This is a genomic window from Martinezella hainanensis, from assembly GCF_900094555.1.
GTDB classification, from domain to species: domain Bacteria; phylum Pseudomonadota; class Alphaproteobacteria; order Rhizobiales; family Rhizobiaceae; genus Rhizobium; species Rhizobium hainanense.
Genome location: NZ_FMAC01000009.1, coordinates 163,983 through 178,574, shown reverse-complemented (window position 1 = coordinate 178,574; position 14,592 = coordinate 163,983). Strand labels below are relative to the sequence as shown.

General features: G+C 60.0%; 14 protein-coding genes. 10 read left to right on the top strand and 4 right to left on the bottom strand.

The genetic code is table 11. The features are described from left to right. Window positions 1–20: 20 nt before the first annotated feature. Genes hisS through hisG form a run of 3 tightly spaced genes read left to right on the top strand, consistent with a single transcriptional unit; the run spans window position 21 to window position 3,348 of the window. Window positions 21–1,535 (top strand): histidine--tRNA ligase, encoded by a 1,515-nt coding sequence (gene hisS, locus GA0061100_RS25640; protein WP_075855652.1) that lies wholly within the window; start codon window positions 21–23, stop codon window positions 1,533–1,535. Beyond that, the gene (locus GA0061100_RS25635) at window positions 1,535–2,653 is read left to right on the top strand and encodes an ATP phosphoribosyltransferase regulatory subunit (protein ID WP_075855651.1); all 1,119 of its coding nucleotides are present in this window, start codon (window positions 1,535–1,537) and stop codon (window positions 2,651–2,653) included. Before hisS ends, GA0061100_RS25635 begins: the two co-directional genes overlap by 1 nt. Then, window positions 2,653–3,348 carry an ATP phosphoribosyltransferase gene (gene hisG, locus GA0061100_RS25630; RefSeq protein WP_075855650.1) on the top strand — a complete coding sequence of 232 codons (696 nt, stop codon included), beginning with the start codon at window positions 2,653–2,655 and terminating at the stop codon, window positions 3,346–3,348. The genes GA0061100_RS25635 and hisG overlap by 1 nt, the downstream gene beginning before the upstream one ends. A gap of 77 nt (window positions 3,349–3,425) precedes the next feature. Here the strand turns inward: hisG and GA0061100_RS25625 are convergent, their stop codons facing one another. After that, complete coding sequence (locus GA0061100_RS25625; protein WP_075855649.1) at window positions 3,426–3,869, bottom strand: DoxX family protein; 444 nt, start codon at window positions 3,867–3,869, stop codon at window positions 3,426–3,428. A gap of 214 nt (window positions 3,870–4,083) precedes the next feature. Here GA0061100_RS25625 and GA0061100_RS25620 point away from each other — a divergent pair, with 214 nt between their 5' ends. Then, window positions 4,084–4,791, top strand: coding sequence for a glutathione binding-like protein (locus GA0061100_RS25620; RefSeq protein ID WP_075855648.1), 708 nt, complete (start codon window positions 4,084–4,086; stop codon window positions 4,789–4,791). A gap of 56 nt (window positions 4,792–4,847) precedes the next feature. Here the strand turns inward: GA0061100_RS25620 and GA0061100_RS25615 are convergent, their stop codons facing one another. The 3 genes from GA0061100_RS25615 to groES form a co-directional block, all read right to left on the bottom strand. Next, on the bottom strand, window positions 4,848–5,294 hold the full coding sequence (locus GA0061100_RS25615; protein WP_244557945.1) for a hypothetical protein: 447 nt from the start codon (window positions 5,292–5,294) through the stop codon (window positions 4,848–4,850). 684 nt (window positions 5,295–5,978) lie between these two features. Next, window positions 5,979–7,619: a chaperonin GroEL gene (gene groL / locus GA0061100_RS25610; RefSeq protein ID WP_075855646.1), complete on the bottom strand. Its 1,641-nt coding sequence runs from the start codon at window positions 7,617–7,619 to the stop codon at window positions 5,979–5,981. 72 nt (window positions 7,620–7,691) lie between these two features. Then, window positions 7,692–7,988, bottom strand: coding sequence for a co-chaperone GroES (groES, locus tag GA0061100_RS25605; RefSeq protein ID WP_004109735.1), 297 nt, complete (start codon window positions 7,986–7,988; stop codon window positions 7,692–7,694). A gap of 425 nt (window positions 7,989–8,413) precedes the next feature. Between groES and GA0061100_RS25600 the strand changes: the two genes are divergently transcribed. From GA0061100_RS25600 to mctP, 6 genes are all read left to right on the top strand, one after another. Beyond that, window positions 8,414–9,262 carry a TIGR01459 family HAD-type hydrolase gene (locus GA0061100_RS25600; protein WP_075855645.1) on the top strand — a complete coding sequence of 283 codons (849 nt, stop codon included), beginning with the start codon at window positions 8,414–8,416 and terminating at the stop codon, window positions 9,260–9,262. A 15-nt stretch (window positions 9,263–9,277) separates the two neighbouring features. Continuing rightward, window positions 9,278–10,261, top strand: a complete 984-nt coding sequence (locus GA0061100_RS25595; RefSeq protein ID WP_075855644.1) for a bifunctional riboflavin kinase/FAD synthetase — start codon at window positions 9,278–9,280, stop codon at window positions 10,259–10,261. A 151-nt stretch (window positions 10,262–10,412) separates the two neighbouring features. Beyond that, complete coding sequence (mctS, locus tag GA0061100_RS25590; protein ID WP_075855643.1) at window positions 10,413–11,789, top strand: two-component system sensor histidine kinase MctS; 1,377 nt, start codon at window positions 10,413–10,415, stop codon at window positions 11,787–11,789. Then, window positions 11,786–12,427 carry a two-component system response regulator MctR gene (gene mctR, locus GA0061100_RS25585; RefSeq protein WP_075855642.1) on the top strand — a complete coding sequence of 214 codons (642 nt, stop codon included), beginning with the start codon at window positions 11,786–11,788 and terminating at the stop codon, window positions 12,425–12,427. The genes mctS and mctR overlap by 4 nt, the downstream gene beginning before the upstream one ends. 267 nt (window positions 12,428–12,694) lie before the next feature. Next, complete coding sequence (locus tag GA0061100_RS25580) at window positions 12,695–12,892, top strand: DUF3311 domain-containing protein (RefSeq protein WP_047627888.1); 198 nt, start codon at window positions 12,695–12,697, stop codon at window positions 12,890–12,892. Then, window positions 12,882–14,357, top strand: a complete 1,476-nt coding sequence (mctP, locus tag GA0061100_RS25575; RefSeq protein ID WP_075855641.1) for a monocarboxylate uptake permease MctP — start codon at window positions 12,882–12,884, stop codon at window positions 14,355–14,357. The genes GA0061100_RS25580 and mctP overlap by 11 nt, the downstream gene beginning before the upstream one ends. The last annotated feature ends 235 nt before the right edge of the window (window positions 14,358–14,592 follow it).

Here is a 14,592-nt window from a genome sequence, read left to right as displayed (position 1 = left end):
CATACCGGATTACCCTAGAGATGAGCGACAAACAAAAGAAACCGCAGAAGCTCAAGGCCCGCCTGCCGCGTGGCTTTGTCGATCGTTCGGCCAGCGACATTCGCGCCGTCAACGAGATGACCTCCAAGATCCGGGCCGTTTACGAGCATTATGGTTTCGATCCTCTCGAAACGCCGCTGTTCGAATATACCGATGCGCTCGGCAAGTTCCTGCCCGATAGCGACCGGCCGAACGAAGGCGTGTTCTCGCTTCAGGACGACGACGAGCAGTGGATGTCGCTGCGTTACGACCTGACGGCGCCGCTCGCCCGTCATGTCGCCGAGAATTTCAACGAGATCCAGCTTCCCTACCGCACCTATCGCGCCGGCTATGTCTTCCGCAACGAGAAGCCAGGTCCTGGCCGCTTCCGCCAGTTCATGCAGTTCGACGCCGATACCGTCGGCGCGCCCGGCGTGCAGGCGGATGCCGAGATGTGCATGATGATGGCCGATACGCTTGAGGCTTTGGGCATCAAGCGCGGCGACTATGTGGTTCGAGTCAACAATCGCAAGGTTCTCGACGGCGTGCTGGAAGCCATCGGCCTCGGCGGCGATGACAAGGCCGCCCAGCGACTGAACGTGCTGCGCGCCATCGACAAGCTCGACAAGTTCGGCCCGGAAGGTGTGGCGCTTTTGCTCGGCGCCGGCCGCAGGGACGAGTCCGGCGATTTCACCAAGGGTGCCGGTCTTAACGCCGATCAGATCGAGAAGGTGCTCTTCTTCGTCGGCATCAAGGATTATGCCGAAAGTGCTACCCAGCTTGCAGAACTTGTCGCCGGCACGTCGAATGGCGGCGAAGGCGTCGAGGAGCTGAATTTCATCGGTAGCCTCGTCACTAGCGCGGGCTATCAGTCGGATCGTATCAAGATTGATCCCTCCGTCGTGCGTGGCCTCGAATACTATACTGGCCCGGTCTACGAAGCCGAGCTGCTGTTCGACGTCACCAACGAGAAGGGTGAAAAGGTCGTCTTCGGCTCGGTCGGCGGCGGCGGTCGTTATGACGGGCTCGTCTCGCGCTTCATGGGCCAGCCGGTGCCGGCCACCGGCTTCTCCATCGGTGTGTCGCGCCTGATGACGGCATTGAAGAATCTCGGCAAGCTCGGCATGGATGAGGTGATCGAGCCTGTGCTCGTCACCGTCATGGATGGCGACGTCGAAGCCATGGGCCGCTACCAGCGCTTCACCCAGCAGCTGCGCGCCGCCGGCATCCGCGCCGAGATGTTCCAGGGCAACTGGAAGAAGTTCGGCAACCAGCTGAAATATGCCGACCGCCGCGGCTGCCCGATCGCCATCATCCAGGGCGGCGACGAGCGCGCTGAGGGCGTCGTCCAGATCAAGGACTTGATCGAGGGTAAGCGCCTCTCCGGTGAGATCGAGGACAATGCCAGCTGGCGCGAAGCCCGCGTGGCGCAGGAAACCGTGGCGGAAGCGCAGTTGATCGAGAAGGTCAAAGCGATGCTCGCGGCACAGGCGGAAGACCGGAAGAGGGCGGGCTGATGCCCCTGATCAACCTTCCGGATTTTGCCGGCGATCTGCTGGATGAGTTTGCCGGTCGCCGGACGGAGAGGGTGGACACACCCATTATCCAGCCGGCCGAACCCTTTCTCGATATGGCCGGCGAGGATCTTCGCCGGCGCATCTTCATGACCGAAAGCGAAACCGGCGCCAGCCTTTGCTTGCGTCCGGAATTCACCATTCCGGTCTGCCTGCGCCACATCGAAACCGCCACCGGCACGCCGAAGCGCTATTCCTATCTCGGCGAGATCTTTCGCCAGCGCCGCGAAGGCGGGCATGAATTTTATCAGGCCGGCATCGAGGATCTGGGCGATAGCGATACCGCCAGCGCCGATGCCCGTGCCATCGGCGATGCCATCGGCATCCTCAATCGGCTGGTTCCCGGCACGTCGCTCTCGGTGACGCTTGGCGACCAGGCCGTGTTCGAGGCTGTAGTGCAGGCGCTCGGGCTGCCGTCCGGCTGGCAGAAGCGGCTGGTCCACGCCTTTGGCAACATGATGCAGCTCGAAACCCTGCTGGCGCATCTTGCAAGCCCGCAGCCTGTCACCGGCCTCGATGTCCATGTGCTGGATTTCCTCAATCGCGGCGACGAGCAGGGGCTGGTCAAGCATATCGATGCCACCATGCAGGCGACCGGCTACTCCACCAATGCCAGCCGCTCGCCGCAGGAAATCGCCCGCCGTCTTCGCGAGAAGCTGGTGCTGTCGGAAACACGGCTCGATGACGCTGCATTCCTCGTATTGGAGGAATTCCTGTCCTTGAGCGTGCCCTTGGCGGATGCCTCGGCTGCATTGGCCGGTTTTGCCGATGCGGCGGGACTGAACCTCGGAAACGCATTGAAGAGCTTCGACGCTCGCGTCAAAGCTTTGGCCAAGGCCGGCGTCGACGCCTCGAACATAGAGTATCGCGCCGCCTTCGGTCGTCCGCTCGACTACTATACCGACCTCGTCTTCGAAGTGACGGTGGAGGGATCGAGCGCGGTGCTTGCCGGTGGCGGCCGCTTCGACCGGCTGATGACCCTGCTCGGCGCCAAGGATCATATCCCGGCCGTCGGCTTCGCGCTCTGGCTCGACCGCATCGAAACCGCGAGGGCAGCCTGATGACCATCACGATAGCGCTTCCCTCCAAGGGCCGCATGAAGGACGATTGCGCCGCGGTCTTCGAGCGCGCCGGCATGCCGATCGTCGCCGTCGGCAATGACCGCTCCTATCGCGGCCGCGTCGAGGGCTGGGATGGTGTTGAAATCGCCTTCCTGTCGGCCTCGGAGATCTCGCGCGAGATCGGCAATGGCAGCGTCGATTTCGGCATTACCGGCGAAGACCTCGTGCGCGAAGGCATGGCAGAGGCCGATCGCCGTGTCGAGTTCTGCGCAAGACTTGGCTTCGGCCACGCCGATGTGGTCGTTGCCGTGCCGGAGATCTGGCTCGATGTCGATACCATGGCTGACCTTGGCGATGTCGCCGCCGATTTCCGTGCGCGTCATGGCCACAGGCTGACGGTCGCGACGAAATATTGGCGGCTGACGCAGCAGTTCTTCTCCAGCCAGCACGGCATCCAGCTCTACCGCATCGTCGAAAGCCTTGGTGCGACCGAAGGTGCGCCGGCTGCCGGCTCTGCCGACATCATCGTCGACATCACCTCCACCGGCTCGACGTTGCGGGCAAACCATCTGAAGATCCTGTCGGATGGGATCATTCTGCGCTCCGAGGCCTGCCTGGTGCGCGCCCGCAAGGAAAGCCATGAGGGCAATCCGATGGTTGAGCGCATTATTTCGGCGGTGCGCAGCGCGCTCTGATTTTCTCAAATAGCCGACATGAAAAAAGCCCGCCGGAAGTTCCGGCGGGCTCTTTATCTTGGGAGGCTATGTGCCGATCAGGCTGCAGCGTAAGCACCGCGGCGGGCATCAACCGAGTAGACGCCTGCACCATTGGTGGCGAGCATGATGTAGGCGCCGGCCAGCGTGATGTTCTTCAGGAAGTTCACGAAGTTCAGGCCGTTGATCCAGCCGTTGGCCGCAGCCGGGAAATCCGGAACATTGACGGTCGGCAGGTGGAAGATGATACCGGTGAAGACACAGAAGGCGGCGAGCAGCCAGCCGACGATGCGGACCTGGAAGCCGATGAGAACGCAAACGCCGGTGACGAATTCGAAGGCGCCGGCAAGGTAGGTGAGCAGCGTTGCAGCCGGCATGCCAGCGCCGGCGATCATGCCAGCCGTACCCGCCGGATCGGTCAGCTTGCCGAAGCCGGCAAAGATGAACATGAAGGCGAGCAGGATGCGCGCCACGAGAATGATGATGTTGTTGGTATTGGACATGACAGTCTCCAGTAAATTCACTTGGGATCGGGTGGCGACAATTTCTGAAGACAGATATTCGTGATTTTCAGGAGATTGAAAAGATAAACAACTGCGCACAATTAGTTCACAATCATTGAACAATGATCCACCTCGATCGCTCTTCCCATACGAGCCGTATCGGCTATGGTGGCGCCAAATCAGTTGTCAAATCATGGTTTTCAGGAGCTAGTCCATGGCCGATCTATCGTCCTTTCCGATCACGAAGCGCTGGCCTGCCAGCAATCCGGACATTATCCAGCTCTATTCCCTGCCGACGCCGAACGGCGTCAAGGTCTCGATCGCGCTGGAGGAGCTCGGCTTGGCCTACGAGCCGCATCTGATCTCCTTCGGCACCAATGACCAGAAATCCCCGGAATTCCTGTCGCTGAACCCGAATGGCCGCATTCCTGCGATCATCGATCCCGATGGCCCGGACGGCAAGCCGATCGGCCTGTTCGAATCGGGCGCGATCCTGGTCTATCTCGCGGAAAAGACCGGCAAGCTCATTCCGAGCGATGCCGCCCGGCGTTACGAGACGCTGGAATGGGTCTTCTTCCAGATGGCCGGCGTCGGCCCGATGTTCGGTCAGTTCGGCCACTTCTTCAAATTCGCCGCCGAGAAGGTGGCCAACAACTCCTATCCGGTCGAGCGCTATCGCGATGAGGCCAAGCGGCTGCTCGGTGTGCTGGAAGAGCGCCTGAAGGGCCGTGAATGGATCATGGGCGACGAATATACTATCGCCGACATCACGACATTCCCTTGGGTTCGCGGCGTCGACGTCTTCTATGGCGGTCGCGAGGTCCTGCAGTTCGAAAGCTTCCCGTCTGTCATGGCGTGGCTGGACCGCGCCCTTGCGCGCCCGGCAAGCCAGCGGGGCTTGAGCATTCCGAAGCGGGATTGATGAGGTTGAACCCGGCTATTGTCAGGCGAGCGCGCCTGACAATAGCCGGCAGTCGTTTACTGTCGGGTGGCGAGCTGGCTGCCCGGTTCCAGCTTGAAGCGTGGGAACAGGAAGACGCCGACCATACTGCCGGCGTGCTGCTTGTCCGCAGCAACGGATTCGCCGACGCAGAAGACCGGCTGGCGATGACCGCCAGTGCCGAGCGTCGTCGTGGAATAACAGAAGGAAGAGTTGGCCGTTGCCGCCTGCTCGAAGAGGTCGAGGATACGCGCCCGATCGTGCGGATCATAGCAATGCATGAGGCTTAGCAGGCCGCATTCCGAGGAGCTCAGCCCATGCAGCATCGTGCCCCACTGCCCAAGTTTGATGATGCCGCTTGAAAGATCGCCCGTCCATCCCTCGGAAACGCAGAATTGTGCCAGAAGATCGGGGTCATGGCCTTCGAACTCCAGCGAGCCGGGAGCAAATGGTGCGGAAAAATTGGCCTTGGCAATCTTGAACAAGATGATCCCCACATGAGCGCATGGTCCCCCCGCGCGCTTCACTTCAATTCCATATCTCTCCGGATGGAAGGTCTCCCCGCATTTTGCGCCGCGGCTCATAGCGGAGACGTGCCTCCGCTGATCCGCTGTCGACAATGCTATTCGGGATGGCGCTCCAGTCTATGAAGTCATTTCAAGTAATAAATCCGGACAGTGCCAGCGCCCAAGGTCATGATCATGCCAAGCCGCAGGTTAAGCCTGTCCAAAAGAAGTAAAAATTACGTGTATTGCAGCTAACTCTCCAAAATCGCTGCGCTGCGAGTTATAGGGGCTTTTTCGAAAACAGCAATGGGCAAGTTGCAAAATTTGCAAGGCAATAGAATCTTGCAGGAATTGCAGTTGTACATTTTTGGCACAATTAAAAAGGGCGACCCGAGGGCCGCCCTTCATCAATTCCGGATGTCGGATTGAACAATCGCGACAGGCCGTTGGCCTATCACATCATGTCCATCCGCCACTTCAGGCCGCTTGTCGGCCTGAAGCACTAAAAGTGCATGGGCGAAGCTTTACGGACATTCCTGTGATTAGGCCGTTGGCCTATCACATCATGTCCATGCCGCCACTTCAGGCCGCTTGTCGGCCTGAAGCACTAAAAGTGCATGGGCGAAGCTTTACGGACATTCCTGTGATTAGGCCGTTGGCCTATCACATCATGTCCATGCCGCCCATGCCGCCCATGCCGCCCGGCATGCCAGCAGGGGCATCCTTCTTCGGCAGTTCAGCGATCATGGCTTCGGTGGTGATCAGCAGCGAAGCAACCGAAGCTGCGTTCTGCAGAGCCGTACGAACAACCTTGACCGGGTCGACGATGCCCATGGCGATCATGTCGCCGAATTCAGACGTCTGGGCGTTGTAGCCGTAGTTGTCTTCGTTCTTTTCGAGAACCTTGCCGACAACGATCGAAGCTTCGTCACCAGCGTTTTCAGCGATCTGGCGAACCAGCGACTGCAGGGCGCGGCGAACGATGTTGACGCCGGCTTCCTGATCCTGGTTTTCACCCTTGGCGGTGATCTTCGTGGAAGAACGCAGGAGAGCGATACCGCCGCCCGGTACGATGCCTTCCTGAACAGCAGCGCGCGTCGCGTTGAGAGCGTCGTCGATGCGGTCCTTCTTTTCCTTCACTTCGACTTCCGTCGAACCGCCAACGCGGATCACGGCAACGCCGCCAGCGAGCTTGGCAAGACGTTCCTGCAGCTTTTCGCGGTCGTAGTCGGAGGTGGTTTCTTCGATCTGAGCCTTGATCTGGGCAACGCGGCCTTCGATGTCGGACTTGGCGCCAGCGCCGTCGACGATCGTGGTGTTTTCCTTGGAGATCGAAACCTTCTTGGAACGGCCGAGCATGTCGAGGGTAACGGACTCGAGCTTGATGCCGAGGTCTTCGGAGATGACAGTGCCGCCCGTCAGGATGGCGATGTCTTCCAGCATGGCCTTGCGGCGGTCGCCGAAGCCAGGAGCCTTGACGGCAGCGATCTTCAGGCCGCCGCGCAGCTTGTTGACGACGAGGGTCGCAAGAGCTTCGCCTTCGACGTCTTCAGCGATGATGAGGAGCGGCTTGCCGGTCTGAACGACGGCTTCGAGAACCGGAAGCATGGCCTGCAGGTTCGAGAGCTTCTTCTCGTGGAGCAGGATGAACGCGTCTTCGAGGTCGGCGATCATCTTTTCCGGGTTGGTTACGAAGTAGGGGCTGAGGTAGCCGCGGTCGAACTGCATGCCTTCGACGACTTCGAGTTCGGTTTCGGCGGTCTTGGCTTCTTCAACCGTGATGACGCCTTCGTTGCCAACCTTCTGCATGGCTTCAGCAATATCGAGACCGATCTGCTTTTCGCCGTTTGCGGAGATCGTGCCGACCTGGGCGACTTCTTCCGAGGTGTTGATCTTCTTGGCCTTGGCCTGGAGATCCTTGACGACTTCTGCAACGGCGAGGTCGATGCCGCGCTTCAGGTCCATCGGGTTCATGCCGGCTGCAACAGCCTTGGCGCCTTCGCGAACGATCGCCTGGGCCAGAACGGTTGCAGTGGTGGTGCCGTCACCGGCGACGTCGTTGGTCTTCGAAGCAACTTCGCGGACCATCTGGGCGCCCATGTTTTCGAACTTGTCTTCGAGTTCGATTTCCTTGGCGACGGAAACGCCGTCCTTGGTGATGCGCGGAGCGCCGAAGGACTTGTCGATAACGACGTTACGACCCTTCGGGCCGAGCGTGACCTTTACTGCGTCAGCGAGGATATCGACGCCACGAAGCATCTTTTCGCGGGCGCTGCGGCCGAATTTTACTTCTTTAGCTGCCATGTTTGAAACTCCTGAATTCGCGTTTTCCGGGCTTGTCGCCCGTCAGCTGTATCGGAAAAGGGAACCGGCTGATTAGCCGATGATGCCCATGATGTCGGCTTCCTTCATGATCAGAAGGTCTTCGCCGTTGAGCTTGACTTCGGTGCCGGACCACTTGCCGAACAGAACGCGATCGCCAACCTTGACGTCGAGTGCTACGACCTTGCCTGACTCATCACGAGCGCCAGAACCGACGGCGACGATTTCGCCTTCCTGCGGCTTTTCCTTGGCGGTATCGGGAATGATGATGCCACCCTTGGTCTTTTCTTCCGACTCGACGCGACGAACGACGACGCGGTCATGAAGGGGGCGGAAATTGGTGCTTGCCATTGTCTAATCCCTCGATCAAATGACATTCACGGATCAGCGGGGGATCCGTATGGACTTTGTTAGCACTCATCATCCGAGAGTGCTAGCGACCGTGATTTAGGGGTGGCTTCCGGACGAGTCAAGAACAGCACTGTGAATTTTTTGCGGCGCGCATCGGCTTGTTTGGGGGATGATTAACGTCCACGGCGATCCCACGTAGCATATCGTTGCAAAGAGTCCCTCATTTTGATCTCGTGAAGAAGGGCGTGACAGCACCGTTTCGGGACCATCAATCCGCTTCCTTCGCCACCTCACTTTGCCGCCCGCCGACCCTGTCTATGCCTGCTACTCGGGGCTTGTGCGATGCAAAAACCTTACGGGCCGCTCTTGTAATTTGCCGGCCGGTTTGCGATGTCAGCCCGTGATTTATTTGATGCGAGGACGGCATGGGCAAACGGATCGAGAGCTTTCGCGACATCGGCGGACTTTATGATGTTGCGCTCTGCGATGTCTGGGGCGTGCTCCATAACGGTGTCACGGCCTATAAGGAAGCCTCCATCGCGCTCGAAGCGGCCCGCGGCGAAGGCCTTGCGGTCGTCCTCATCACCAATTCTCCGCGCGTCGCTCCCAAAGTGGTCGAGCAGCTGCGGGCGATTGGTGTTCCCGACAGCGTCTACGACCGCATCATCACCTCGGGCGACGTCACCCGCAAGCTGATTGCCGAGGGGCCGAAGAAGGTGTTCCTGCTCGGGCCGGAACGCGATATCGGCATCCTCGAAGGCCTTGACGTTCAGCGTGTCGACGCCGGCGAGGCCGAAAGCATCGTCTGCACCGGCTTCTTCGACGACGAGACTGAGACACCTGACGACTACACCGATATGCTGACGGCCTGGTCCGCCCGCAACGTGCCGCTCATCTGCGCCAATCCGGATCTCGTGGTCGAGCGCGGCCATCGCATGATCCCCTGCGCCGGCACCATGGCTGCCTATTACGAGCGGCTCGGCGGCCAGACGCGCATCGCCGGCAAGCCGCACCAGCCGATCTATGATGCGGCGATTGCCGCGGCTCGCGAGGTCAAAAGCGAATTTCCGCTGTCGCGCGTGGTTGCGATCGGTGACGGCATGCCGACCGACGTGCGCGGGGCGCTCGATTACGGTCTCGATCTTCTTTATATCAGCCATGGCATCCACGCCCGCGAATATGTCGTCGAGGGACACACGGATGAGGCAGCACTCGGCGCCTTCCTGGCGCGCGAGCAAGCCTCGCCGAAGTGGTGGATGCCGCGCCTTGTCTGAGGAGAGTGGCAGACGATGACCGTTTTCCATCGCAACGAAACCCGCGAGCCGCTTCCCGACGCCTTGAAGGGCGGCGTGGTCGCCATCGGCAATTTCGACGGCGTGCATCGCGGCCATCAGTCCGTGCTGACGCGTGCGTTGGAGATCGCCAGGGAACGCGGTGTTCCGGCTCTGGTGCTGACCTTCGAGCCGCATCCGCGAACCGTCTTCAAGCCTGATCAGCCCGTCTTCCGCCTGACCCCGGCACCGTTGCGGGCGCGGCTGCTCGAGGCCTTCGGCTTCAACGCCGTCATCGAATATCCCTTTGATCGCACTTTCTCCCAGCGCTCGGCGGACGAGTTCGTTCATTCGATCCTGATCGACTGGCTGCATGCTTCCGAAGTCGTCACCGGCTTCGATTTCCATTTCGGCCATGATCGTCAGGGTGGTCCGGCCTTCCTGATGAATGCCGGCAGCCATAACGGCTTCGGCGTGACGCTGATCGATGCCTTCCGCGACGAAAACACCGAGGTCATCTCGTCGAGTCGTATCCGTACGCTGCTCGCCGAGGGCGATGTGGCGCAGGCCGCCGGACTGCTTGGCTATCGCTATACCGTTCAGGCGCCTGTCATCGGCGGTGAGAAGCTCGGCCGCACGCTCGGTTTCCCCACGGCAAACATGCAGCTTCCGTCTGAGATATCGCTGAGGGCAGGCATTTACGCTGTTCGCTTCCGAACGGCCGATGGCGTCATCCGCGATGGCGTTGCCAGCTACGGCCGGCGCCCGACGGTGACCGATAATGGCGCGCCGCTGCTCGAGACCTTCGTCTTCGATTTCAGTGGCGATCTCTACGGCCAGGTCTGTTCGGTGTCCTTCTTTGGCTATCTCCGCCCCGAACTGAAGTTCGACGGTCTGGACCCGCTGGTCGCGCAGATCCGCAAGGATGAGGACGAGGCGCGTGCGCTGCTCGCCGGCGTCCAGCCGCTCGGCGAGCTCGATCGCATCATCGCCTTCGACTGATATTTCCCAAGTGGCTGCCGTTCGAATACGGCACCTTGCCGTTTCGAGGGAACTCTCCGATTGCGGGTGTGCATCAACACCGCTGGCAAGCTGTTGAATTCGTGTCCGACAAGGGCCATTCTTCTGCGCCGGTTCTTGGGAGGAGTAATCGTTGACATTACGCAATCAGATTATTGCGCTCGCGCTTGCGCCTCTCGTTATCTCGATCCTGGCAATCACGGCCTTCATTACCTGGCAGTCGGCCAATCTTACCAAGAACAATATCGAGACCTTCGAACAGAACATGCTGAAGGCAAAGGAAACGGAAATCGTTAACCTGACAGACCTCGCTGTCTCGGCGATTCAGGCGACCTATCGGGACGCCGCGCCGGACGATCAGGCTGCGAAGGATAAGGTAGCCGAGATCCTGACCTCCCTTGACTATGGCCCGGACGGATACTTTTTTGTCTACGATTATGATGGGAACAACATTGTTCATCCGCGCGAGGGTTTTCGAAACGGGCGCAATTGGCTCGATTTGACCGATCCGGACGGGGACAGGGTCATCGCGGAGCTCATCAAGACGGCAAAAGCCGGCGGGGGCCTGCACCAGTACAAATGGGAGAAGCCCTCCACCGGCCGCATGGCCGATAAGCTCTCATTCGTCGTCGGCCTTGATAAATGGCACTGGGTCGTCGGAACCGGTGTCTATCTGGACGATATTTTCACCCAGACCGCGGCGGCCAACACCGCCATGCGGGCAAACATAAAGGGAACCTTCATCGTCGTCACACTCATTGCCGTTCCTGCAGTTCTGGTCGTCTTCACGACCTGCATGCTGTTGACGTTCCGTGAGCGAAGGATGGCCGATGGCCGGCTCAAGGAGTTGACGCAAAGAGTGATCGATACGCAGGAGGAGGAGCGCGCCCGTCTTGCCCGCGAATTGCACGACGGTGTATCGCAGAATCTCCTTGGCGTGCGCTACATCATGGATCTCGCCAACCGCAAGGTGCGAAACCAGGTCGACGATGCCGCCACGACGATCGAGAAGGGTATCGATACCCTTAACAGCGCGATCAAGGACATCAGGCGACTTTCGCATGATCTCCGCCCCCGCGTGCTCGATGATCTCGGCTTGACGGCCGCACTCACCGCACTTGCGAACAATTTCGGTGAGCGGACCGGGATCGCAACCGAGATCGAGGCTTCGGGCTTCACTAGCCTGCTGAAGCCCGAAGCCAATACAGCGCTCTACCGTGTCGCCCAGGAAGCCTTGAACAACGTCGAACGTCATTCCGGTGCCACGCGTCTTGCGATCAAACTTTGGAATGATCGGGGGCGGGCGCGCTTGAGGATTTCAGACAATGGTACTGGTTTTGAAGGCGCCGGTGACGGCAAGGGCGGGCTCGGGCTTAGAAACATGCAGGAACGGATGGCGCATTTCCGTGGCCTGCTTCTCGTTCAAAGCACGGCCGGTGGCACGACGCTTATTGCGATGCTGCCGAAATCGGCCAATGCCTCGCCAAGAGCAAAGGTGGATGCGGCATGAGCAGAGGCAGGATCAGCGTTCTGCTGATCGACAATCACCCCGTGGTGCTGGACGGACTGAAAGCCGTGCTGGAGACTTTCGACCACATAGAGGTAGTTGGGACGGCAAGCCTTGCGCAAAGCGGCCTGGAGGTCGGTCGGCGGACACTGCCACAAGTGACCTTGATGGACATCAACATGCCGAAGCTGAGCGGCATCGATGCGATAGAACTCTTTCGCCAGGAGCTTCCGGAGACGCGGATCGTGATGCTCTCCATGCATGACAGCCGCGAATACATCTCCTCGTCGATCATGCGCGGTGCCGTCGGATATATCCTCAAGGACGTTTCGACCGACGAAGTCGTCCGCGCTATCGAAACCGTAGCGGCCGGTGGAACTTATTTCTCGTCAGGCGTTCGCGACATCTTGGTGGCGGACGCGCTGCAAAAAGAGGCCGACCCTCTGACACCCCGTGAGCGTCACATTCTGGGCTTGATCGTTACAGGCAGGAGCAATCGTGAGATTGCCGAGGAACTTCAGATCACGCCTGCTACGGCGGAAACGCATCGCAAGAATTTGAAGAAGAAGCTAGGCATCGCAACGACGGCCGGCCTGATCCGTTACGCCCTCGACCACGGCATCGCAACCACGGCGTTGTAACGCCCGTCTACCCACTTCTGGGTAGGCTCGACGATTTCGCATCAGCTAATATCTTGTTCGGCCAGCAGACTCGCCGTAGGACTTTATCAGCGGCTGCCCGCAGGCGGGCCGTTGGGAGGAATTCATATTCGTTGGTCTGGCTCTGCATAGCCAAAGCTCATCGGCTTCGGCCCTTGGGCGCTCATTGCAATCGCGGATCGACGCACCCCTTCCACTCTGACAACTGCAACAAGGTGGCGCGCAGACACCGCGTGAGAGGTATCGGACATGGACAAACGCTTTGGGACGGCGGCCTGCTGGCTGCTCGTCATTCCCTACATAGGCTTGCTTTGGGTTCCATTCTACAACAGCCACGATCCTGTGCTGTTGGGTTTCCCCTTCTTCTACTGGTATCAGCTGGCCTGGGTGCCGATCACGGCAATCCTGACATGGATCGCCTACCGGAGCATGCGCCATGATGACTGATATCGATCCGACCGCGCTCTCCGTCTTCATCTTCTTCCTGGCGCTCGTGACCGTCATGGGCTTTGTCGCTGCACGCTGGCGCAGGCCGAAGACCCTTGCCCATATCGACGAATGGGGCCTCGGCGGCCGCACCTTCGGTACCTGGATCACCTGGTTCCTCGTCGGCGGCGACTTTTACACCGCTTATACTGTCATCGCCGTCCCGGCGCTGGTCTATACGGTCGGCGCCTATGGCTTCTTCGCGCTGCCCTATACGATCGTCGTCTATCCCTTCGTCTTCATGGTCATGCCGCTTCTCTGGAGGCGCGCCAAGGATCACGGCTACGTCACCGCGGGCGACATCGTCCACGGTCAATATGGCTCACGGGCGCTGGAGCTGGCGGTCGCTCTGACAGGCGTGATCGCGACGATGCCCTACATCGCCCTGCAGCTCGTCGGCATGACGGCGGTATTCAAGGCGCTCGGGCTTCATGGCGAACTGCCGCTCGCAGTCGCCTTCATCATCCTGGCGCTCTACACCTATTCGGCCGGCCTTCGCGCCCCGGCGCTGATCGCCTTCGTCAAGGACATCATGATCTACATCGTGGTGATTGCGGCCATAGCGCTCATTCCGGCGAAACTCGGCGGCTATGCCAATGTCTTTGCGGCGGCCGATGCGGATTTCAAGGCCAAGGGGGCGGGTAGTCTTTTGCTCGGCGGCAACCAGTACGTCGCTTATGCGACATTGGCGCTCGGTTCGGCGCTCGCGGCCTTCATGTATCCGCATACGCTCACCGGCATCTTCGCGTCCAACAGTGGCAATACCATCCGCAAGAATGCGGTGCTGCTGCCGGCCTATACACTGCTGCTCGGTCTGCTGGCACTGCTCGGCTATATGGGCCACGCGGCAAATCTGAAGCTGGACAGCGCCAATGACGTGGTGCCGGCTCTGTTCCAGACCCTGTTCTCGAGCTGGTTTGCGGGCTTCGCCTTCGCGGCCATCGCCATCGGCGCGCTCGTTCCTGCGGCCGTGATGAGCATTGGCGCTGCCAACCTCTTCACCCGTAACTTCTGGAAAGCCTATGTCGATCCGCAGGTTTCCGATGCTGGCGAGGCTAAGGTTGCCAAGATGACCTCGCTCGTCGTCAAGGTCGGCGCGCTTCTCGTCATCATCTTCCTGCCGACGCAGTTCGCGCTCGATCTGCAGCTTTTGGGCGGCATCTGGATATTGCAGACGCTGCCGGCCCTGGTCTTCGGCCTCTACACCAAGTGGTTCCGCGCGCCGGCTCTGCTTGCCGGTTGGGCCGTCGGCTTCTTTGGCGGCACCTATCTCGTCTGGGATGCCGGCTGGAAGCCATTGCATGCGGTCGCGCTCGGAGACGTAAGCTTCACGGTCTACACCGGGCTGCTGGCGCTTGCCGCAAACATCGTCGTGTCGGTGATCCTCAACGCCGTCATGCCGGCGCGGGCGACGGCACGCGCCTGATCGAGGCAATATCCCATCGGCCGCGGGCGGAAACGTCCGCGGCTTTTCTGTGCGCCGGCGGGCCTGTTTCCTCTTCCTTTTCTTGGAAAAAGCGCCTATGAACCGGCGACTATGACCCAATTTCGGCTGAGCCTATCGATACGAATTATTGGCCCGGCCTTCCGCGCGCTGTAAGCTGCCGGAAGGTCCGGGTTTTTGGCGTTTCGCTCAAGAGACGCTTTCCGCCGCCGAAAAA